This is a genomic window from Limnohabitans sp., assembly GCF_036804465.1.
GTDB lineage: Bacteria > Pseudomonadota > Gammaproteobacteria > Burkholderiales > Burkholderiaceae_C > Limnohabitans.
Genome location: NZ_DAIRSK010000011.1, coordinates 62667 through 83144 on the forward strand (window position 1 = coordinate 62667; position 20478 = coordinate 83144).

The following is a 20478-nucleotide window of genomic DNA, read 5'->3' on the forward strand; positions in this document are numbered from 1 at the left end:
CCCTCATTGTAGGCGTGGCAAGGCAATTCGTGTGTTGGCGCTGGTCGCAGCGGCCAGCGCATCTAAGGTGAGCCCCCGCACATCGGCGAGCACTTGCGCAATGCGCGGCAGCTCGGCGGGTTCGTTGCGGCCTTGGGGTTGACCAGCGGCACGTTGTTCGGCGGTGGTGTAGAGCCAATGCGGCGCAATATCTGGCGCATCGGTTTCGAGCACGATGGCGGAGAGCGGCAACTCGGCGGCCAAGCGGCGTAACTGCAAGGCGCGCTCAAATGTGAGCGCACCGCCAAAGCCGAGCTTAAAACCCAGCGCAATGAAGGCCTGTGCTTGCTGCAAGCTGCCATTAAAAGCGTGAGCAATGCCGCCCACCACGGGCGTGTCACGCAAGCCTTTGAGTAGCCAGTCGGCGCTGCGGCGCACATGCAAGATGACGGGCAATTGGTGTTGTTGGGCTAGCTTGAGCTGGGCTTTGTAGAAAAGCTGTTGTTTGGCAAGAGCCTCGGGTGTGTTGAGCTCTGGGACAAAACCGTCGAGGCCAATTTCACCCACTGCCACCAAGCGCGGGTCATGGCGGTGGGCGTGCAGCGCGGCATCTAGCTCAGCCAAGTGCGATGGGGTGGCTTGTGGCGTGAAAAGGGGGTGAATGCCCAGCGCATAAGCATCATCCTGCGCATGAGCCAGCAGACGCACCGCGTCAAAGTTGGCGGCGGCCACCGCGGGGATCACACAGGCCATGACGCCTGAGGCGCGTGCCCTGAGATGCACACCAGCCCGGTCGACATCAAACTCGGCGGCGTCTAGGTGGGCATGCGAGTCAATCCACATGCTCAGTGGCTGTTGACCCAGGCATTGCCCAGCGCAAACACCGAGTTGGGTGCTTTGGGAGGGGCAGAGGATTGTGGCTTTTTGGCAAACACACCGCGCTTGGGAGAGTTGTTGCTGGGTGCCACACCCCCTTTAGAGAGTTGTGCCGCAATCAAGCTGTGCAAGCTGATGGATTGCATGTGGTCTTCCATTTTTTGATTCAAGCTAGACCACAACTCTTCGGCAGACACGTAGCCGTTTTGCTCGGCGTCTTCGGGCAATTGCTCTTTTTCGTCAGGGCTGTTGACCGCATCAATGATGTCAGCCACGCTGATGAGGTTGGCATCGCGGTTGAGGGTGTAGCCGCCACCTGGGCCGCGTGTGCTTTCTACCAAACCATGTTGACGCATCTTGCTGAAGATTTGTTCAAGGTATGAGATAGAGATGTGCTGGCGCTGGCTGATGGCTGCCAATGACACAGGGCCTTGGTGTTGACGCAAGCCCATATCAATCATGGCAGTCACAGCAAAACGACTCTTGGTACTTAAACGCATGAAATTCTCCTATCGTTGGTGAAGCCACTTTACGTAGTAAATTACTTCGTGTAAATTCGTTTTTTTATTTTTATTGCTTCGTATAAACCGAAGCCTAATCATCCCATGAACTTCAAACACCTTTATTATTTCTGGGTCACAGCACGCGCTGGCGGGGTTATGCGCGCAGGTGAGCAGTTACACACTACGCCGCAAACGCTGTCTGGGCAAATCAAATTGCTGGAAGAAAGCTTGGGGCGAAAGTTGTTTCGCAAAAACGGCCGACAGCTTGAATTGACAGAGGACGGTCACAAGGCGCTGAGTTATGCCGACGATATTTTCGCCTTGGGCTCAGAACTCAAAGCTGCCATGAACCAGACCCAAGCGGGGGTGCGCACCTTGGAATTTCGGGTGGGCGTGGCCGACTCGGTGGCCAAGTCGGTGGCTTATCGCTTGCTCGAACCCGCTTTGTCCATCCCAGAGCCTGTGCGCTTGATTGGCAGCGAGGGCAAGTTTCCAGACCTGCTGGCGCAGTTGGCTTTGCATCGGCTGGATTTGGTGATTGCCGACGAGCCGCTGTCCAAGCGCATCAGCGTCAAAGCTTTCAACCATGCGTTGGGCACCACGCCCATGAGTTTTTTTTGCACGCCAGCTTTGCACACCACCTTGAAGGGCAAATTTCCGCAATGTTTGCATCATGCGCCCATGTTGATTCAGGGCTCGTCCTCTTCGGTACGCCAGCAACTCGATGGTTGGTTGGTGCGACAAAAAATTCAGCCTCGGGTGGTGGGTGAATTTGATGACGGCGCGTTGATGACTGCGTTTGGCCGCGAAGGGCGAGGTGTTTTCATGTCGCCAAGCATTTTGGAAAACGAAACCGTGGCGCAATATGGCGTCAAGGTGCTGGGCCGCAGCGACGAGCTGGTGGAGGAGTTTTTTGCTGTGTCGGTAGAGCGCCGCATTTCTCACCCCTGCGTGGCCGCCATCACGCAAAACGCACGTGGGCGCTTGTTCAACGGCTAAGTGCTTTGCAGCAAACCAGCACGCAGCTGCAGCTGGCGGTCGCAGCGCGCTGCCAAGCTGCTGTCGTGGGTGACCAAGACAAAGGCGGTGTTGTGTTCGCGGGCCAGTTGCAACATGAGCTCAAACACGTGGTCGGCGGTGTGACGGTCAAGGTTGCCAGTGGGCTCGTCGGCCAACACGCATGCAGGGCGTGTGACCAAAGCACGCGCTATGGCCACCCGTTGACGCTCGCCGCCCGACAGCTCAGCAGGTCGGTGGTGGATGCGCGGCCCCAAGCCCACTGCTTCGAGCATGGCTTGTGCCTGAGCGCTGGCTGCAGCGCGGTTCATACGACGAATCCACAAGGGCATGGCCACGTTATCGAGCGCGCTGAACTCGGGCAGCAGGTGGTGGAACTGATACACAAAGCCCAAGTGTTGGTTGCGAAGCTCACCCAAAGCAGCAGCGCTGAGTCCGTCCAATGCGTGGCCCATCAACGACACGCTGCCTGAGCTGGGTGCATCCAAGCCACCCAGCACATGCAGCAAGGTGCTTTTGCCTGAGCCCGATGAGCCGACGATGGCCAAGGTTTCGCCTGGATTGACCGACAGCTCGACGTGGTGCAAAACGGTCACATCGAGCGGGCCTTCATGGAAGCGGCGACTGATGTTGCGTGCATGGAGTACAGGTGTATTTGACATGGCGAGCCTCATTCGTAGCGCAAGGCTTGGGCAGGATTGACGCGGCTGGCACGCCAACTGGGATAGAGGGTGGCCAAGAACGCCAACACCAACGAGATGAGGGTGATGGGCCAGATATCAGCCGATTGCGGGTCGCTGGGCATGCGACTAATCAGGTAGATGTCACGCGGCAAGAAACTCGCACCCAGCAAGTTTTCAATGGCAGGCACGATCACATCAATGTTGAACGCCACGCCCAGGCCCAACAGCAAACCGCCTAGCGTGCCCAGCACGCCCACCGTCGCGCCCTGAACCACAAAGATAGCCATGATGCTTTTGGGGCTTGCGCCCAAGGTTCGCAAAATGGCAATGTCAGCGCGTTTGTCGGTCACGGTCATGACCAGTGTGGTGACAAGATTGAACGCAGCCACCGCCACGATGAGCGTGAGGATGATGAACATCATGCGTTTTTCTACCTGCACCGCTGCAAACCAAGTGCGGTTTTGTCGGGTCCAGTCGCGCACGATCACATCGGGGCCTAGCACCCGCGCTAAGTCATAAGCCACGCTGCGTGCTTGTTGGCTGTCTTTGATTTTCAGACGCACACCTGTGGGCGCCTCCAGACGAAAAATGCGCTGCGCATCCTCGATGTGCAGCAAGGCAAGTGATGCGTCGTATTCGTAATGGCCCGAATCAAAAATGCCCGACACACGCAGCTGTTTCAATCGCGGCATCACACCAGCGGGCGTGACTTGCCCGCCAGGCGCGATGAGGGTGATGGCGTCGCCCACGCGCACGCCCATGGACATGGCCAGCTCACCTCCTAGCACCACGTTGAAGCTGCTCGGTTGCAAGGTGGCGCGCACCTCGGCGGGGATTTGCAAGGTGAAGTCGCTCACCAAGGTCTCGGGCAAAGGGTCAATGCCGCGCACCATCGCGCCGCGCATGTCTTCGCCGCGAGCCATCAAGGCTTGTTGCGAAACAAATGGTGCAGCTGCAACGACTTGCGTGTTTTGCTTGGCTTGCAGGATGAGGGCATTCACATCGGAAAAACCTTCACCGCCAGGGGCAAAGAGCTCGATGTGCGACACCACGGCCAGCATGCGGTCACGCACTTCTTTTTGAAAGCCGTTCATCACACTCAGCACAATGATGAGCGCAGCCACGCCCAGGGCAATGCCCAGCATGGACACGCCTGAGATGAATGAAATAAAACCGTTGCGGCCAGCAACTCGGCCCGCGCGCGTGTAGCGCCAGCCAATCAGCAGCTCGTAGGGAAGTTTGGAGGAGGTGGGTTGCATGTGAGCTGGATTATCCCGTAGTGAAAAGATTGCCTTGTCGCCCTGTGCGGCTGCATCACGGACAATTCAGCTTATGACTTCTGTGTTGACCTCTGTGCCATCCCCTGTGGAACGCCACACCACCCTGATTGCCTTTTCGCTGTGGACCACCCACGGCCCAGAGGCGTCGCTGTTGGCCCAAGCCGACCTGCCCCATTTGAGTGCGTGGCTGGCGCAGTCACTGCGTGTGGAGGTGCAAGTGGACCCCGTGCAAGAGCCTTTGTTGGCCACACTGTCGCCTCCGCACGAACGCGCTTGGGCACTTGCCGTCGGATGGCCAGTGATGGATGGTGCTTTGCCTTGGGCCGCGCATGCGGCTGCAACCAGGGGTTTGTCTGCTGGCAACGCCCAAGACAACTGGGCTTTCATCACCTTGTGCAACTGGCACGTGAGCAATGGCCAAGTGACCTTGGGCGATCCCGCGTTGTTGCAAATCGACCAAGCCACAGACGCCGCGCTGCTCCAAGCCATGCAAAGCTTCTTTGCCGAAGATGGCATTGACTTGTACCCCTATTTGCCAGGGCAGTGGCTGGCGCAGTCGCCGCTGTTGGCAGGCCTTGCAACCGCTTCGCTAGACCGTGTGATTGGCCGCAACATCGACCCGTGGTTGGTAGGCGGCCATGTGGGTACGGATGCGCTCAACCCTGCATCCAAGCTTTTGCGCCGACTGCAAAACGAAATGCAAATGCTCCTCTACACCCACCCTGTCAACGAGGGGCGCAGCCTGACCCTCAACTCGTTTTGGGTCCACGGCACAGGTGCCTTGTCCGCGCCGCCCGTTCATCGTCAAGAACCAACCCTGATTCAAACCCTGAGACAAAGCGCCTTGCAGCAAGACCTCGTCGGCTGGCTAGACGCATGGCAGCACGTGGATGCCCACGTCATCGCACCCATGCTGACGACTGGGGCTGCGAGCAAGCCGCATCGCCTGGTGTTGTGCGGCGAGCATGAGTTTCATGTTTATGACAGCGCCCCACCTTCGCTGTGGCAACGCGTGCGCACGCGCTTTGCACCCACTTCCCTAGACACCGTGTTGGCGGTGGCGCCCTTGAAAGATTGAGTCATGCATTTCATTCAACGTGATATCCCGCCGCGCAGCATGTGGGCGCTGGAGCAAGCGGGCGTGCATCCGCTGTTGGCGCGTTTGTATGCCGCTCGTGGTGTTCAAGATGCGGCCACGCTCGATGCATCACTCGCTCAACTCTTGCCGCCCACGGGCTTGAAGGGTATTCAAGCTGCTGCTGTGTTATTGGCCGACGCGATGGCGGGTCATAAAAAATTGTGTGTGGTGGCTGACTACGACTGTGATGGCGCGACCGCCTGCGCCGTGGCCCTGCGTGGCCTGCGTTTGTTAGGTGCTACACATGTCAGCTACCTCGTGCCTGACCGCGTGGTCGATGGCTATGGCCTCACGCCACCCATTGCCGAGCGTGTCAAAGCCAGCGGCGCAGAGGTGCTGATCACCGTGGACAACGGCATTGCCAGCGTCGAGGGCGTGGCCACTGCACGCCAGCTGGGTTTGCAAGTGCTCGTCACCGATCACCACTTGCCTGCAGCGGTATTGCCCAACGCGGATGCGATGGTGAACCCCAACCAGCCAGGCTGCACCTTCGAGAGCAAAGCACTCGCTGGTGTGGGTGTGATGTTTTATGTGTTGCTGGTCTTGCGCGCTGAGCTGCGCAAGCGCGGCGTCTTTAGTGCGGAGCAACAACCAAAGCTAGACACTCTGTTGCCACTGGTTGCCTTGGGCACTGTGGCCGACGTGGTCAAGCTCGACGCCAACAACCGCCGCTTGGTGGCCCAAGGTTTGGCGCGTGTGCGCAAGGGCCAAATGCCTGCAGGCATGGCCGCTTTGTTTGCTGTGGCTGGTCGCACAAGTGAGAAATGCACCTCACAAGATTTTGGGTTTGCCTTGGGGCCACGTATCAATGCAGCGGGCCGTTTGTCGGACATGACGCTGGGCATCGAATGCCTCACCACCGACGACCTAGGTCGTGCCACCGAGTTGGCCACCCAACTCGACCGCATCAACCGAGAGCGGCGCGAGATTGAAGGTGACATGCGTGAGCAAGCCCTTGAGCTCGCGCAAGACATGTTTGATCCTGAAGAAGAACCACCCTCCGCTCTGTGCGTGTTCGACCCCGACTTTCACGAAGGGGTGGTGGGCATCGTGGCGGCCAAGCTCAAAGAATTGCACCACCGTCCCACATTCGTGTTTGCGCCCAGCCAAGCGGCGGGCAAGGGGCACGAGCTCAAGGGCTCGGGTCGCTCGATTCCTGGTTTTCATTTGCGTGATGCTTTGGACCTGGTGGCCAAGCGCCACCCCGAGGTGCTGTTGCGTTTTGGCGGGCATGCCATGGCGGCGGGCTGCACCTTGGAAGAGGACAACCTCGCCACCTTTGAAGAAGCCCTGCAACAAGTGGCGCAAGAGTGGCTCGATGAAGCCACCCTGCAACGCCGCTTAGAAACCGATGGCCCCTTGTTGCCCGAATACCGACTCCCCACGCTGGCTGACACACTGGCGCGGGAAGTGTGGGGCCAAGGCTTTGCGCCCCCCACATTCAGCGAAGAGTTGGAGGTGCTGGGCCAGCGTTTGGTGGGTGAAAAACACCTGGCCCTCAAGCTGCGCCACCACGGCCAACCCGTGGACGGCATTTGGTTTGGCCGCGTGGATCCGCTGCCCGCTTTGGCGCATTTGGCGTTTCGCTTAGAGGTGGATGAATGGCAAGGCAACCAGCGCGTGCGCTTTGTGGTGGAAGGCATGGCTATTTAGAATGCCTACCAAGCTAACCATATTTCTAAATCGATTGAGATGACCTACTTAGATTCAATTCATCAGTCGTTGCGACTTCAGGCGAGTGCCTCTCCACTGGTCTTGGATTTGTTCGCTGGGTGTGGCGGATTGGCCCTGGGCTTTGAAGCGCAAGGTTTTGAAACCTACGGGTTTGAAATGAATGCTGATTGCTGCGCTACGTATCAACATAACCTCAAGGGAGATTGCGTTCAAGCAAAACTAGGCAGTGATTTTCAGTTTCCATCGGCGCAAGTGGTGATTGGTGGCCCACCTTGTCAGCCATTTAGTGTGGGCGGGCATCAAAAAGGTATTCGCGATTCAAGAGATGGTTTTCCAGCTTTTATTGCAGCTGTTGAGCAAGCGAAACCAGACATTTGGATGTTTGAAAACGTCAAAGGTTTGATGTATCGAAATAAGCCTTATCTCGATGCAATCATTTCTGAGTTGGAAGACTTGGATTACATCGTTGAATATAAGCTGCTTAATGCTGTTCAATATGGGGTGCCTCAAAATCGTGAACGCATGATTGTGGTTGGACATCGTGGAGATTTCTTGTTTCCTGAACCTGCTGTTGTTCGATATTCAGCAAGAGATGCTGTTGGTGATTTAGCTTGCCAGCATGATGAAAAATCTAAATTTCTGACAGCCAGTATGGATGCCTACGTAGCAAGATATGAGACGGCTTCTAAATGTATTACCCCAAGAGATTTGCATTTAGATCGACCCGCTAGGACGGTGACGTGTAGAAATCTTGCTGGAGCAACTGGGGATATGCACCGCGTTGTTTTGCCTGACGGCCGACGTCGCCGCTTAACTGTTCGCGAAGGCGCTCGTTTGCAGAGCTTTCCTGATTGGTTTGAGTTTCAAGGTAAAGAGGAAAGTCAGTTTAACCAGATTGGTAATGCGGTTCCTCCAATGCTTGCCTATGCAATTGCAGCTGAATTTAGACGCTATCTAGATTCGAAATTTAGGTTTAGCCCATCTGAAATTCAGCAAAGAAAAAATCCAAAGCAACTTGAACTGCTATCTTCAGTATGAATACCAAAAAGAAAATTGATGAGATGGTTGGCGAAGCTTTGCTAGTTTTAGAAGCCTTGGGCGTACCGATGACAGACTTGTCTGAGCGACGTAAGCAAAAGATGGCGAAAGTCTTTTTGGCTGTTGCAGGTCTCAAGCCAGGTCAAGCCTGGAGTGATGCGAAAGATAACGACGATGCTTATCAGTTAACAACAAGAAAAATCATTGATTTTGTGAACTCGTATTGGGGTGAGTCTATTTCGTCAGGCTCATATGACGATATTCGCAGGAAAGACCTCGTGCTTCCAGTGGAGGCTTTCGTGATTATGAATAGCGCTAAAAATCCGAATGCCAATACCAACGATGGCACACGTGGTTTTGCAATTCATCCCTTGGCATCAAAAGCCATACGAGTTTTTGGTAAAACTGCATGGAAGACTGCTCTCAAACAGTTTCATAAAGACCAACCGTCTTTGGCTTCCCAGTTGAGTCGCACTAGAAATTTGGCACGAATTCCGGTCAAGCTGGGTGATGGCAAAACGCTGACGTTTAGTCCAGGAAAACATAATGAGTTACAAAAAGACATCATTGATTCCTTTTTGCCAATTTTTGCTCCTGGAGCTCAAGTCTTGTATGTTGGGGATGCCGCCTCAAAGTATCTGTATTTGGATGAGGAGGCTTTGAAGCGTGTCGAGTTTTTTGAACTTGCACACGACAAATTACCGGACGTCGTCGCCTACGAAGCGAGTAAGAATTGGCTTTTTTGGTCGAAGCAGTTACCACTGCAAACCCGATCAGTGAGTTACGCAGATTGACCTTGAGTCGACTCGCGCAAGCGTGCATTGCGGATTTGATTTTTGTAACAGCATTTCCAGACAGGGATACCTACAGAAAATTTGCCAAAGATATAGCTTGGGAAACAGAGGTTTGGATAGCAGATGCTCCTGAACACATGATCCATTTCAATGGCCACAAATTTTTAGGCCCATATAAAGAGAATCATTGAATCAATTGGCAACCAAGAAAAAAATCGATCTGCCCGAAGTCACCTTTTCTGACTACGGCGACACCCGCTACCTGCACCTTGGCACGCCGTGGGTGCAGGGCTCCATGAACATCGACAAGCCCTTTGAGATCGACCTAGAGTATGTGCAGCGCATGATGGCGTGGCTCTTGTTTGTGGACCTTGACCAAGTAGGCAAACTGCACGCCATGCAATTGGGGTTGGGTGCTGCATCCCTCACCAAGTTTTCGTTCAAGCACTTGCGCATGAAAACCACCGCGATTGAACTCAACCCGCAAGTGGTGGCCGCCTGCCGTTTATGGTTCAAGCTGCCTGCTGACAGCGCCAAACTGCAAGTGGTGTTGGGCGATGCGGCGGAGGTAGCCAAGCACGACTTTTGGCGTGGACAGATCGACACTTTGCAAGTGGACTTGTATGACCACGAAGCCGCCTCACCCGTGTTGGACAGTGCTGAGTTTTATGCCGACTGCCGCAGCCTGTTGACCGACGACGGCTGCATGACTGTCAACTTGTTTGGTCGAAGTTCAAGCTACGAGCAAAGTCTGGCAAAGATGGCGCACGCTTTTGGTGAAGATGCTTTGTGGGCCTTCAAGCCCACGCGCGAGGGCAACACGGTGGTGTTGGCGCAACGCACGCCCATGCATCTCAAACGTGCTGAACTGATGGCGCGCGCTGAGGCGATTCAGGCGCGTTGGCCCTTGCCTGCGACCAAATGGTTGCGCGTTTTTAAACCTTTGAAAGCCTGATCATTTAGGGGTTTACCCGTTGGTTTGTCGACTCAAAAAATAGGTGTAACCCACATCCGAATCGACACAACGAGGCCGCCATAATTCAGCGCATATTTGCTTTTGAATTGAGGAGATGAAATGATCAAAAGTCAAAAAGACTTTTTCTCGGGCCTGATGTTTACATTGGTCGGTGCTGCATTTGCTTGGGGCGCAACCAGCTACAACATTGGAACGGGTGCGCGCATGGGCCCCGGTTACTTCCCTTTGTTGCTCGGCATCTTTTTGGCGGTGCTGGGTGGCTGCATCACCTTTTACTCATTGATTGAGCACACCGAAGACGGCGAGCCTGTGGGCGCGTTTGCTTGGAGGCCGGTTGTTTTCATCTTGGGTGCCAACATTGTTTTTGGCATCTTGTTGGCTGGCTTGCCACGTTTTGGTATTCCACCCATGGGCTTGATCGCTGCAATCTATGCGTTGGTCATCATCGCTGGCAAGGCAGGGGATACCTTTTCGCTGAAAGAATCTGTGATTCTGGCTACCGTCTTGTCCGTGGGCAGTTACCTCGCCTTCATCATGCTGCTGAAATTGCAGATGCCCGTGTGGCCCACTTTCATCACTGGTTGAGCCTGGAGAAATAAAAAATGGATTTAATTTCAAACCTTGCATTGGGCTTTGGCGTGGCCTTCACGCCCATCAACCTGATGTATGCCTTGATCGGTTGTATCTTGGGCACGCTGATTGGCGTGTTGCCAGGCATCGGTCCTGTGGCGACCATTGCCATGTTGTTGCCCGCCACCTATGCGCTGCCCCCAGTGTCTGCGCTGATCATGTTGGCTGGTATTTACTACGGCGCCCAGTACGGTGGCTCGACCACTGCGATTTTGGTGAACTTGCCAGGTGAATCGTCTTCGGTCGTCACCACCATTGACGGCTACCAAATGGCCCGCAAAGGCCGTGCAGGCCCCGCCTTGGCTGCTGCTGGCTTGGGTTCCTTCTTTGCTGGTTCTGTGGGCACCTTGATCTTGGCGGCCTTCGCGCCTCCTTTGACCGAACTCGCTTTCAAGTTCGGCCCTGCCGAATATTTCTCGCTCATGATCTTGGGCTTGGTCGGTGCGGTGGTGTTGGCTTCGGGCTCTTTGCTCAAAGCGATTGCAATGATCGTGTTGGGCCTCTTGATGGGCTTGATCGGCACCGACGTTAACTCGGGCGTGGCACGCTTTAGCTTTGACGTCCCCGAACTCACCGACGGTGTGGGTTTTGTGGTGGTGGCGATGGGCGTGTTCGGTTACGGCGAGATCATTTCAAACTTGTCAAAACCCGCAGACGACCGCGAAGTGTTCACGGCCAAGGTGGAAGGTTTGTTCCCCACCAAGGAAGACTTCAGAAACATGATGCCTGCGGTGCTGCGTGGCACTGCGTTGGGTTCCTTGCTGGGCGTGTTGCCAGGTGGCGGCGCGTTGTTGGCAGCGTTTGCGGCTTACACCATCGAGAAGAAAACCAATTTGCGTCCTGGTGAAGTGCCCTTTGGTCAAGGCAATATCCGTGGTGTGGCAGCGCCTGAAGCCGCCAACAACGCGGGTGCACAAACCTCGTTCATTCCCTTGCTGACCTTGGGTATCCCACCCAACGCCGTGATGGCTTTGATGGTGGGTGCGATGACGATTCACAACATCCAGCCCGGCCCTCAGGTGATGACCAGCAACCCCGAGTTGTTTTGGGGTCTGATTGCCTCGATGTGGATTGGTAATTTGATGCTCGTGATTCTCAACCTGCCTTTGATTGGCATGTGGATCAAGTTGCTGTCAGTGCCTTACCGCTTCTTGTTCCCCGCCATCGTGCTGTTTTGCGCGATCGGTGTGTACTCGACCAACAACAACACGTTTGACATTTGGATGGTGGCTGGCTTTGGCTTGATCGGCTATCTGTTCATGAAGTTGGGTGTGGAGCCTGCGCCTTTGCTGCTGGGCTTTATTCTCGGGCCGATGATGGAAGAAAACCTGCGCCGTGCCCTGTTGCTCTCGCGTGGTGACTGGACTGTGTTCGCAACGCGACCTCTGTCAGCAAGCTTGCTCGCTGTGGCTGCCTTGCTCTTGGTGATTGTGCTGCTGCCGTCCATCAAGTCCAAACGAAAAGAAGCCTTCGTCGAAGAGTAACGCAGCCCGCTGTGTCTTCTCTTGCAAAACGGCACCTTGGGTGCCGTTTTTCATTGGGGCACGGTATGGCTTGGTTTACATTGACAATTGCATGCGTTTTCTATGAAAGACCTCCATGATTGATCGCCCCCAGCAACTGTTTTTGAGTCAAGCATATGCCTAAGTTGCGCGCACAAAACGTGATCGCCCTTGGGCTGTGTGCCGTGCTAGGCGGATGCATGCTGCCGCCAAGCACGGCGGTCCTTGCTCCGCTACAACCCGAAATTGCCAGTGGCTTCAGCCCTAAGCCTGATGTGGTGACGCGCAAGTTTGCCGTGGCTGCGGCCAATCCTTTGGCCACGACAGCAGGCTTTGATGTTTTAAAAGCAGGGGGCTCGGCGGTGGACGCTGCCATTGCGGTGCAAATGGTGTTGGGCTTGGTCGAGCCGCAGTCAAGTGGCATTGGCGGCGGTGCTTTTTTGATCCACAGCACTGCGGGCGAGGGGGCGCATGCAGCCCCCAAGTTACAAGCCTTTGATGGCCGAGAGACGGCACCTGCAGCTGCCACCGAAGACCTGCTGCTGAATGCCGATGGCAAGCCACTGGCCTTTCATGCTGCCGTGGTGGGTGGTCGTTCGGTGGGCACGCCCGGTGTGCTGCGCATGTTGGCGCAAGCCCATGCACAACACGGCAAGCTGGCGTGGGCCCGGTTGTTTGAGCCAGCCATCAGTTTGGCTCGCCAAGGCTTTGCCATCAGCCCACGCCTGCATGCACAGCTCCAGGCAGATGCGTTCTTGCGACTTGACCCAACAGCACGCGCGTACTTCTACCAAGCCAATGGCGAGCCACATGCCATTGGCCATGTGTTGCGCAACCCAGAGTTGGCTGCTGTGTTAGAGCGCATTGCCTTAGAGGGCGTGCAAGCGTTTTACAGCGGTGACGTCGCTGAGGCGGTGGTACGCAAAGTGCAACAGCATCCCAGCAACCCAGGTCGTTTGGCCTTGAGTGACCTTGCCAACTACCAAGCCCAAGAACGCACGCCGCTGTGCTTTGACCATGCGGCGCTCAGCCGCGTGTATCGTGTGTGTGGTTTTCCACCGCCTAGCTCGGGCGCCATTGCCATGGGCCAAATACTGGGCATGCTGCAACACACGCCCGCATCATTGATGGCCTCGCCCGCCGATACGGTGGATGGTGCGCCGGACCCGCGTTGGTTGCATCTGTACACCGAGGCCTCGCGCCTGGCCTTTGCTGACCGTGCCCAATACGTGGCCGACCCAGACTTTGTCAGCGGTCCAGGCGGCGAGTGGCAAAGCCTGCTGGCCCCTGCCTATCTGCGTGAGCGAGCCAAGCTCATTCGCCCCACGGCCATGCTGCAAGCCTCGCCCGGTGTACCTGTGCGCGCTCAAGGCAGCAGCTTTGCGCCCATGGCAGAGCAAGCCGAGTTTGGCACCTCGCACATCAGCATCGTCGATGGGCAGGGCAATGCATTGGCCATGACCACCACCATTGAAGACGCGTTTGGTTCGCGCCAAATGGTGAAAGGCTTTTTGCTCAACAACGAGTTGACCGATTTCAGCTTTGTCCCGCGTGATCCGCAAGGCCGCGCAGTGGCTAACCGTGTGCAGCCCAACAAACGCCCGCGCTCGTCCATGTCACCCACCTTGGTGTTTGACAAAACCACGGGCCAGTTGCTGATGAGTGTGGGCAGTCCCGGCGGCGCGATGATCATTCACTTCACTGCCAAAACTTTGTACGGTGTGTTGAATTGGGGGTTGAGCCCGCAGCAAGCCATTGCGTTACCCAACTTCGGCACTGTGGGCGGGCCCTTGGTGTTGGAAGGTGGCCGCTTTACGCCTACTTTTGTGGCGGCCCTGCGTGAACGCGGCCACGAGGTGCGTGAACAAGCATTGACCAGTGGCTTGCAAGCCGTGGTCAAACAACACAAGAATGGACAAGCTGCGTGGGTCAGCGGCGCTGATCCAAGGCGTGAAGGTTTGGTCTTAGGTGAGTGATGAAAGAAAAAGAAAGTCAGCCATGTTTTTGAAGCGAAGTTTTGACACTCAGTGGCGCTCAGTTGTCTTGAGCTTGCTCGCGGTGCTGGTGTTGTTGGTCTCAGGCGTGGCCAGTGCACGTTCACCCATCGATATGGAACACATCTTGGGTGCGGACTTCAACCGCCGCACTGGTTTGCCTACCGGCGGGCACACCCTGCTCAACGGGGATGTGCGCATCATCCCAGGCAGCGAGTCTGCGCCAGATGCCACGGGCGTGTACCGCGCCCAAGTGCAAATGGCGGACCCAGCCAAGCCGGGCCTGTGGCTGACCAAAACAGATCGCAATGGCAAGCCCATGCAAAACACCATGTTTCCCAAAGCATGGAGTGCCGAGCGTGTCGCGTCCGAGTTAGACGCGGCATGGAACAGCCCCCATAAAACCCTACGCGGCGACAAGTGGAGCGCCCTCACACCCAGCGGTGTTCGCGTGGAGGGCTACACCGCGCCTCGCGTCACGGCCTATCCTGTCTACAGCAAATGACCATGCAACACATTCATTTCTTTCACCATCAAGAGTTGCCTGTGCCAGGCTCTTTAGCCAAGCCAGTCACTTATCCGGTGTGCGAATGGCGTGGGCCTCAAGGGCAAGCAGTGGATGCCGCCCAGCATCCACTCAACCGATTTGTGTGCAGTTGGCTGACCAGCGACATGGCGGATGTGGCACGTTGTGACGATGCGCTGAGCGCATTGGCGCTATTGCAAAACCACAGCTTGGCCGAGTGGTTTGCCGATGGCGATATGTTTTGCGTGGACTTCAAACTTCAAGGCGTGCAGTTCAACCAAAGCAATGTGGACCCAGAGGACACGGATTGGTGGAATTTGCCAGAGGGCCGATTTGCCTTAACTGATGTGATGGCGGTTTTGCAAGCGTGGCGGGATTTCTTGGCTCAAGCTACCAAGCCCTGAGTGTTCAGCAGAATTGAAAAGCTTGGGCCGCTCAATTAATGCGGCTGAATATCGTCCAAGTTATCTTTGTGTTTCAATGCATCGCGCATGAGCGCGTAGCGCGTCATACGCTGGCCTTGCACCAAACGAATCACACGTTTTAAGGGAATGCCAATGTGCGCCAAGGTTTGGCTAGCAAGCATCAAGCTGCCTTCAATCACTTCTGGTACCACTTCGGCAGCGCCTGCTGCGCGCAGGTCTTCTAGGTGTTCGTCGTCGTGGGTGCGCACGATCACGGGCACGCTGGGTGCGTGCTCTTTGACCCAAGCCAACACCTTGAGCGCAGAGGGCAAGTCGGGATAAGTGACCACCACAGCAGCTGCACGCACCAAGCCTGCGGACATGAGGCTAGAGAATTGGGTGGCATCGCCAAGTTCGATCAGGTGGCCATGGTCGCGACCCATTTGCACGCGTTCAGGGTCTGAGTCCATCGCCAGGAAAGGAATTTTCTCTAAGGTGAGTAAGTCGGCCAAGTTGTGGCCGCTGCGCCCATAGCCGCAGACGATGACGTGGTGTTCAATCTTCAAGCTACGCTGTGCCACGCCGGTGAGTGCCAGCGACTGCAACAACCAGTCGTTGCTGATCAGGCGGTTGACGATGCGGTCGGCGTTCATCACCAAGAACGGGGTGGCAATCATCGACAACACCATGGACGCCAAGATGGGGCTCATCCATTCTGGGGGGATGAGCGCGTTTTGCAAGCCGAGTGAGAGCAACACAAATCCGAATTCACCCGCTTGCGCCAGGTACAGCGCAGTGCGCAGGCTCACGCCCGCAGGCGCACCCGTGAGACGGGCCAACACAAACACCAAGGCGGCTTTGAGAAACAAAGGGATAAGCGAGAGCAACAGCACCCAGCCCCAACTGTCGACCAGCACTTCCCAATCCAGCTTCATGCCGATGGTGATGAAGAACAAGCCCAGCAAGACATCGTGGAAGGGCCGAATGTCGGCCTCCACCTTGTGTTTGAAATCGGTCTCGGCAATCAACATGCCCGCCAAAAACGCCCCCATGGCTAACGACAAACCTGCCAGCTCGGTCAGCCAGGCCATGCCCAGCGTCATGAACAACAGGTTGAGCATGAACAGCTCATCGCTCTTGCGTTTTGACACCACCTGCAGCCATGCCCGCATGACCCGTTGCCCTCCCCACAGCAGCAAGCCCACCAGCACCGAGGCTTTGAGCATGGCGATCGAAAGCACGCGCCAAATGTTGTGCTCGCTCATGTCCGCCAGCGCAGGGATGAGCACCAACAGCGGCACCACGGCCAAGTCCTGAAACAGCAACACACCCATCACACGTTGGCCGTGAGGGGACTCCATCTCCACGCGATCGATCATGAGCTTGACCACAATCGCCGTACTCGACATGGCCAGCGCACCGCCTAGCGCGATAGAGGCTTGCCAGCTCAAGCGCCAGATGTAGCCGAATTCTTTGAGCGCAAAGCCCAATGCGAGGTTGAACAACAAGGCCCCCGTGAGCGTCAGCACCACTTGGCCCAGACCCAAACCAAACACCAGCTTGCGCATGCGCATGAGTTTGGGTAGGTTGAATTCCAAGCCGATGACGAACATCAAAAACACCACACCAAATTCGGCCAAGTGTTCAACCGCCACCGATTCTTTGGCCAGTGCCAACGCATTGGGACCAATCACCACGCCCGCAAACAAATAGCCCAACATCGCGGGCAAATGCAGCAGTCGGCACGCCACCACGCAGAGCACGGCAGCGCTCAGGTACAGCAGGGTGAGTTCAAGGGAAGACATGGCCCTGATGTTACCGAGCGTTTGTGACGTGCCCTCACGTCTCCTCACATAAACTCAGGTTTTGATGATCAAGCAGGGTGTTATTCCATGGATTTAGGACTTCAAGGCAAGTGGGCATTGGTGGGCGGTGCAAGCAAAGGCTTGGGCCTTGGCTGTGCGCAATCGTTGGCGCGTGAAGGTGTCCATCTGGTCATCGTTGCGCGTGGGGCTGAGGCGTTAGAAACCGCGGCCGCTGAGCTGCGCGAGCTGGGCACCACCATCCTCACGGTAGCGGTAGACATCACCACATCCGCAGGTCGCGAGGCCATTTGGTCCGTCGAGGGTGGCCCTGGCAAACGCTTTGACATCGTGGTGACCAATGCAGGCGGTCCTCCTCCTGGCGACTTCCGTCATTGGGAGCGAGACGATTGGATCAAGGCGGTGGACGCCAACATGCTCACGCCCATTGAGCTCATCAAAGCCACGGTGGATGGCATGGCCGAGCGCGGGTTTGGCCGCATTGTCAACATCACCTCCAGCGCGGTGAAAGCGCCTATTGATATTTTGGGTTTGTCCAATGGTGCGCGTTCAGGCCTCACTGGTTTTGTGGCGGGTCTGGCACGCACGCCCAAGCTGGCGGCCAACAATGTGACCATCAACAACCTGTTGCCTGGCGCCTATGACACCGACCGGCTGAGGTCCACCATGCAAGGCGCGGTTGAAAAAACCGGCCAATCGATGGCCGTGATTGCTGAGGCGCGCAAGCAAACCATTCCTGCCCAACGCTTTGGCCATCCGCAGGAGTTTGGTGATACCTGCGCGTTTTTGTGCTCTGCCCAAGCGGGTTACATCACGGGACAAAACATCTTGACAGATGGTGGGGCTTATTCTGGTACGTACTGAGTTACTGGCGTGATGACACCACAATGCCGCCAATGATCAACACAAATGCGGCCACGTGGTAGAGCTGCGGCAACTCGCCCAAGGCCAGCACCGAGAGGGTGGCAGCAAACAACGGCGTGAGGTTGGCAAAGAAGCTGGCAATGTTGGGTCCCACGCGTTGCACGCCCAAGCCCCAGCAGCGGTAGGCCAACAGCGCTGGACCCACCGCCACATACACAAGGGCTGCCACGAGGGGCCAACTCCAACTGATGTGGGCATCGACCCAGCCAGTCAAGCCTGCCCACTCAGCGGCCGTGAACGCGCCCGACCAGACCAATCCAAACGCAATTTGCGCCATCAAAAAGAACGCCCAATTGCCGCGCACCTCTGCGGGTGCTGGCGAGTGTGAAAGCAGCCAGCTGTACCAGGCCCAGCAGAGCGTGGCGATCAGCACAAACACATCGCCGAGCACCCAATGCACATGGGCCAAGGCGTGCCAGTCACCCCGACACAAGACCAACATCACGCCCGCAATGGACAGCACAGCGCCAAACATTTGGCGCTTACGCACGGTCTGCTTGAAAAACAAGGCACCCATGGCCAACATGAATACAGGTGAGCTCGAGGCAACCAAGGTGACATTGATGGGGGTCGACGTTTGCAGGGCCAAATACTGCAAGCTGTTGTAGCAACCCACGCCCAATAAGCCTAGCAAAGCGAAATGCCGCCAGTGCGGCCACAAAGGACTGGTGCGTTTCAGCACTTGATGTGCGATGGGCAAGAGCACCACAAAGGCCAACAGCCAGCGCAAAAAGTTGAGTGTCAGCGGGGGGATGAGTTCATGGACCAGTCGTCCTACGATGGCGTTGCCCGCCCAAAGCAGTGGCGGGACCAATAAAAGCGCCGCGGTGCGCGGCGTCAAAGCATGTGGGACAAAAGGCATATGCCGAGAACTCTACCTGAGCGTCTATAACCCAAGTGACATCTGTGCGACCGATTTCATGGCAGGATTCAAAAACTTACAAATTTACCTCTGGAGCAGCACCCCATGACCCAAGCAGTCATCATCGAACAACACGGCGGCCCTGAAGAGCTCAAGCTCGTTGACGTGACCGTGGGCCAGCCGGGTCCAGGCGAAATCCGCATTCGTCACAAAGCCATTGGCTTGAACTTCATTGATGTGTACCAACGCACGGGCGTGTACCCCTTGCCCATGCCTTTGCATTTGGGCATGGAGGCCTCAGGAGTGATTGAAGCCGTGGGCGAGGGCGTGACGCATTTGAAAGTGGGCGACCGCGCTGCTTACGCCAGCCAACCTCCAGGCAGCTACTGCGAAGAGCGTGTGATGCCCGCCAAGTGCGTGTGCAAATTGCCTGATGCGATCTCGTTTGAAACTGGCGCAGCCATGATGCTCAAAGGCTTGACCGCGCAGTATTTGTTGAAGCGCACCTTGCCCCAAGGTGGCTTGCACACGGGTGACTTCATCTTGTTCCACGCCGCCGCTGGCGGTGTCGGCCTGATTGCTTGTCAATGGGCCAAGGCTTTGGGTTATCAACTCATTGGCACTGCAGGCAGTGATGCCAAGTGCGCTTTGGCCAAGGCCAACGGCGCAGCACACGTGATTAACTACAACACCGAAGATTTTTTGGTTCGCGTCAAAGAAATCACAGGCGGCAAGGGTGTGAAGGTGGTGTATGACTCGGTGGGTAAAGACACGTGGGACAAGTCGCTCGACTGCATTGCACCATTTGGTTTGATGGCCAGCTTTGGCAATGCCTCTGGCGCGCCTGCCCCGATTGCCCCCGGTATCTTGGGCCCCAAAGGCTCGATCTACCTCACACGTCAAACTTTGTTCAGCCACATTGTCACGCGGGAAAGCACCCAAGCGATGGCCGATGATTTGTTTGAAGCAGTGACCAGTGGCAAGGTCAAGATCCACATTGAACAAACGTACCCCTTGGCCGACATTGCCCAAGCACACCGCGACTTGGAAGCCCGCAAGACCACAGGTTGCACCCTCATCACCTTGTGATGATTGCGCAGGCGTTTCAGGCGCTGGGTTCAGCGTCCTGAAACTTGTCAGCGCGGCAGGTGAGAACCAGCGTATCGCGATGGCCGCCCTCAGCCAGCGGCTGAATCGGCGTGCTTTCGTGAATCACGCGGGTGTCGTCTAACAACAGCAACGACCACGGCTCATGCAAGGTGAAGCGTTCACCGTGTGGGCCATTGGCTTCAAACACGCGGGTCTCGCCACCTTTGATGTCGGTGCGGTTGACCATGAACACCCCCACAAAATCCACGCCATCGCGATGCGCGCCTTCGGGGGTGGGGCGGCCAATGCCATCGGTGGTGTCGATGCGGAACTGATGCGCTTCGATGCACCATTTGCTGGCGGAAATGCCGCGCACTTGAGCTGCTGTGCCGGCAAACGCTGTGAGCAACTTGATCCAAGCAGGTGCCGTCACGGTGCTGTGACGCATGGGTTCAAACCAACGCTCCATGCCGCCGTGCAGCGCGTTGTAGTCAACCGATTGCCAATGGGCGCGATGCGGTACTTGGGCCAAGGAGCCGTGGTCAAGCACAAAGCTGCTGTGCAAACGGCGGCGGTAGCGACCCCCATCTTTGAGGTAGTTGTCGGGTGGCATGTGGTCCCAGTGGGGCGACAGCGCTTGCAGCGCGTCCACTGTGCAACCCGCCCAATCGGCCACTTGGGCCGCGCTTAAAACGGCATAGCCTTTTTGTTGAACAGTGCTTGTGAGTTCTGAAACAGAAACGGTTTGGGGTGAAAGTATTTGCAT

The 20478-nt window shown here is 56.5% G+C and carries 19 protein-coding genes and 1 pseudogene; 13 read left to right on the forward strand and 7 right to left on the reverse strand.

All coding sequences use genetic code 11. The features are described 5' to 3' along the window. Window positions 1-3 precede the first annotated feature (3 nt). Window positions 4-828, reverse strand: coding sequence for a TatD family hydrolase (locus tag V7Q41_RS07590; protein WP_333845121.1), 825 nt, complete (start codon window positions 826-828; stop codon window positions 4-6). Then, window positions 825-1355 carry an Rrf2 family transcriptional regulator gene (locus tag V7Q41_RS07595; protein WP_333844995.1) on the reverse strand — a complete coding sequence of 177 codons (531 nt, stop codon included), beginning with the start codon at window positions 1353-1355 and terminating at the stop codon, window positions 825-827. Before V7Q41_RS07595 ends, V7Q41_RS07590 begins: the two co-directional genes overlap by 4 nt. Window positions 1356-1460: 105 nt before the next feature. On the opposite strand from V7Q41_RS07595, the gene nhaR reads away from it, so the two are divergent. Next, the gene (gene nhaR, locus V7Q41_RS07600) at window positions 1461-2357 is read left to right on the forward strand and encodes a transcriptional activator NhaR (protein ID WP_333844998.1); all 897 of its coding nucleotides are present in this window, start codon (window positions 1461-1463) and stop codon (window positions 2355-2357) included. On the opposite strand, the gene lolD is transcribed toward nhaR, so the two are convergent. Together lolD and V7Q41_RS07610 are read right to left on the reverse strand one after the other, a co-directional pair. Then, window positions 2354-3037: a lipoprotein-releasing ABC transporter ATP-binding protein LolD gene (gene lolD, locus V7Q41_RS07605; protein ID WP_333845000.1), complete on the reverse strand. Its 684-nt coding sequence runs from the start codon at window positions 3035-3037 to the stop codon at window positions 2354-2356. The two genes, nhaR and lolD, sit on opposite strands and share 4 nt — an antisense overlap. Window positions 3038-3045: 8 nt before the next feature. Continuing rightward, on the reverse strand, window positions 3046-4317 hold the full coding sequence (locus V7Q41_RS07610) for a lipoprotein-releasing ABC transporter permease subunit (protein WP_333845003.1): 1272 nt from the start codon (window positions 4315-4317) through the stop codon (window positions 3046-3048). A 73-nt stretch (window positions 4318-4390) separates the two neighbouring features. Between V7Q41_RS07610 and V7Q41_RS07615 the strand changes: the two genes are divergently transcribed. The 10 genes and pseudogenes from V7Q41_RS07615 to V7Q41_RS07660 all read left to right on the forward strand — a co-directional run bounded on the left by V7Q41_RS07615 (window position 4391) and on the right by V7Q41_RS07660 (window position 15014). Further along, a complete protein-coding gene (locus V7Q41_RS07615; RefSeq protein WP_333845006.1) occupies window positions 4391-5416 on the forward strand; it encodes a phosphoglycerate mutase in 1026 nt (341 codons plus the stop codon). A gap of 3 nt (window positions 5417-5419) precedes the next feature. Further along, a complete protein-coding gene (recJ, locus tag V7Q41_RS07620) occupies window positions 5420-7129 on the forward strand; it encodes a single-stranded-DNA-specific exonuclease RecJ (RefSeq protein WP_333845008.1) in 1710 nt (569 codons plus the stop codon). A 39-nt stretch (window positions 7130-7168) separates the two neighbouring features. After that, on the forward strand, window positions 7169-8188 hold the full coding sequence (locus V7Q41_RS07625) for a DNA cytosine methyltransferase (protein ID WP_333845010.1): 1020 nt from the start codon (window positions 7169-7171) through the stop codon (window positions 8186-8188). A 23-nt stretch (window positions 8189-8211) separates the two neighbouring features. Continuing rightward, window positions 8212-9173 (forward strand): annotated as a pseudogene (locus V7Q41_RS07630) (BsuBI/PstI family type II restriction endonuclease). Between the two features lie 5 nt (window positions 9174-9178). Next, complete coding sequence (locus V7Q41_RS07635) at window positions 9179-9937, forward strand: spermidine synthase (RefSeq protein ID WP_333845123.1); 759 nt, start codon at window positions 9179-9181, stop codon at window positions 9935-9937. Between the two features lie 120 nt (window positions 9938-10057). Next, window positions 10058-10543 (forward strand): tripartite tricarboxylate transporter TctB family protein, encoded by a 486-nt coding sequence (locus tag V7Q41_RS07640; protein ID WP_333845014.1) that lies wholly within the window; start codon window positions 10058-10060, stop codon window positions 10541-10543. A gap of 17 nt (window positions 10544-10560) precedes the next feature. Next, window positions 10561-12072: a tripartite tricarboxylate transporter permease gene (locus tag V7Q41_RS07645; protein ID WP_333845018.1), complete on the forward strand. Its 1512-nt coding sequence runs from the start codon at window positions 10561-10563 to the stop codon at window positions 12070-12072. 155 nt (window positions 12073-12227) lie between these two features. Continuing rightward, a complete protein-coding gene (locus V7Q41_RS07650; protein WP_442918822.1) occupies window positions 12228-14066 on the forward strand; it encodes a gamma-glutamyltransferase family protein in 1839 nt (612 codons plus the stop codon). Between the two features lie 22 nt (window positions 14067-14088). Further along, window positions 14089-14589: an EndoU domain-containing protein gene (locus V7Q41_RS07655; RefSeq protein ID WP_333845021.1), complete on the forward strand. Its 501-nt coding sequence runs from the start codon at window positions 14089-14091 to the stop codon at window positions 14587-14589. Window positions 14590-14591: 2 nt separating this feature from the next. Continuing rightward, on the forward strand, window positions 14592-15014 hold the full coding sequence (locus V7Q41_RS07660; protein ID WP_333845023.1) for a hypothetical protein: 423 nt from the start codon (window positions 14592-14594) through the stop codon (window positions 15012-15014). A 35-nt stretch (window positions 15015-15049) separates the two neighbouring features. Here the strand turns inward: V7Q41_RS07660 and V7Q41_RS07665 are convergent, their stop codons facing one another. Continuing rightward, window positions 15050-16819: a cation:proton antiporter gene (locus V7Q41_RS07665; protein ID WP_333845026.1), complete on the reverse strand. Its 1770-nt coding sequence runs from the start codon at window positions 16817-16819 to the stop codon at window positions 15050-15052. Window positions 16820-16906: 87 nt separating this feature from the next. On the opposite strand from V7Q41_RS07665, the gene V7Q41_RS07670 reads away from it, so the two are divergent. Then, window positions 16907-17701 carry an SDR family oxidoreductase gene (locus tag V7Q41_RS07670; protein ID WP_333845028.1) on the forward strand — a complete coding sequence of 265 codons (795 nt, stop codon included), beginning with the start codon at window positions 16907-16909 and terminating at the stop codon, window positions 17699-17701. 1 nt (window position 17702) lies between these two features. On the opposite strand, the gene V7Q41_RS07675 is transcribed toward V7Q41_RS07670, so the two are convergent. Next, window positions 17703-18623, reverse strand: a complete 921-nt coding sequence (locus V7Q41_RS07675; protein WP_333845031.1) for a DMT family transporter — start codon at window positions 18621-18623, stop codon at window positions 17703-17705. Between the two features lie 105 nt (window positions 18624-18728). Here V7Q41_RS07675 and V7Q41_RS07680 point away from each other — a divergent pair, with 105 nt between their 5' ends. Beyond that, window positions 18729-19712: a quinone oxidoreductase family protein gene (locus tag V7Q41_RS07680; RefSeq protein ID WP_333845033.1), complete on the forward strand. Its 984-nt coding sequence runs from the start codon at window positions 18729-18731 to the stop codon at window positions 19710-19712. A gap of 16 nt (window positions 19713-19728) precedes the next feature. Here V7Q41_RS07680 and V7Q41_RS07685 read toward each other — a convergent pair whose 3' ends face one another. Next, complete coding sequence (locus V7Q41_RS07685; RefSeq protein WP_333845035.1) at window positions 19729-20478, reverse strand: 2OG-Fe dioxygenase family protein; 750 nt, start codon at window positions 20476-20478, stop codon at window positions 19729-19731.

Coding starts and splice junctions, on each gene's coding strand:
- V7Q41_RS07660 (WP_333845023.1), top strand. CDS start 14,592: ATGCAACACATTCATTTCTTTCACCATCAAGAGTTGCCTGTGCCAGGC.
- lolD (WP_333845000.1), bottom strand. CDS start 3,037: ATGTCAAATACACCTGTACTCCATGCACGCAACATCAGTCGCCGCTTC.
- V7Q41_RS07685 (WP_333845035.1), bottom strand. CDS start 20,478: ATGCAAATACTTTCACCCCAAACCGTTTCTGTTTCAGAACTCACAAGC.
- V7Q41_RS07595 (WP_333844995.1), bottom strand. CDS start 1,355: ATGCGTTTAAGTACCAAGAGTCGTTTTGCTGTGACTGCCATGATTGAT.
- recJ (WP_333845008.1), top strand. CDS start 5,420: ATGCATTTCATTCAACGTGATATCCCGCCGCGCAGCATGTGGGCGCTG.
- V7Q41_RS07670 (WP_333845028.1), top strand. CDS start 16,907: ATGGATTTAGGACTTCAAGGCAAGTGGGCATTGGTGGGCGGTGCAAGC.
- V7Q41_RS07650 (WP_442918822.1), top strand. CDS start 12,228: ATGCCTAAGTTGCGCGCACAAAACGTGATCGCCCTTGGGCTGTGTGCC.
- V7Q41_RS07680 (WP_333845033.1), top strand. CDS start 18,729: ATGACCCAAGCAGTCATCATCGAACAACACGGCGGCCCTGAAGAGCTC.
- V7Q41_RS07665 (WP_333845026.1), bottom strand. CDS start 16,819: ATGTCTTCCCTTGAACTCACCCTGCTGTACCTGAGCGCTGCCGTGCTC.
- V7Q41_RS07640 (WP_333845014.1), top strand. CDS start 10,058: ATGATCAAAAGTCAAAAAGACTTTTTCTCGGGCCTGATGTTTACATTG.
- V7Q41_RS07645 (WP_333845018.1), top strand. CDS start 10,561: ATGGATTTAATTTCAAACCTTGCATTGGGCTTTGGCGTGGCCTTCACG.
- nhaR (WP_333844998.1), top strand. CDS start 1,461: ATGAACTTCAAACACCTTTATTATTTCTGGGTCACAGCACGCGCTGGC.
- V7Q41_RS07615 (WP_333845006.1), top strand. CDS start 4,391: ATGACTTCTGTGTTGACCTCTGTGCCATCCCCTGTGGAACGCCACACC.
- V7Q41_RS07625 (WP_333845010.1), top strand. CDS start 7,169: ATGACCTACTTAGATTCAATTCATCAGTCGTTGCGACTTCAGGCGAGT.
- V7Q41_RS07655 (WP_333845021.1), top strand. CDS start 14,089: ATGTTTTTGAAGCGAAGTTTTGACACTCAGTGGCGCTCAGTTGTCTTG.
- V7Q41_RS07610 (WP_333845003.1), bottom strand. CDS start 4,317: ATGCAACCCACCTCCTCCAAACTTCCCTACGAGCTGCTGATTGGCTGG.
- V7Q41_RS07675 (WP_333845031.1), bottom strand. CDS start 18,623: ATGCCTTTTGTCCCACATGCTTTGACGCCGCGCACCGCGGCGCTTTTA.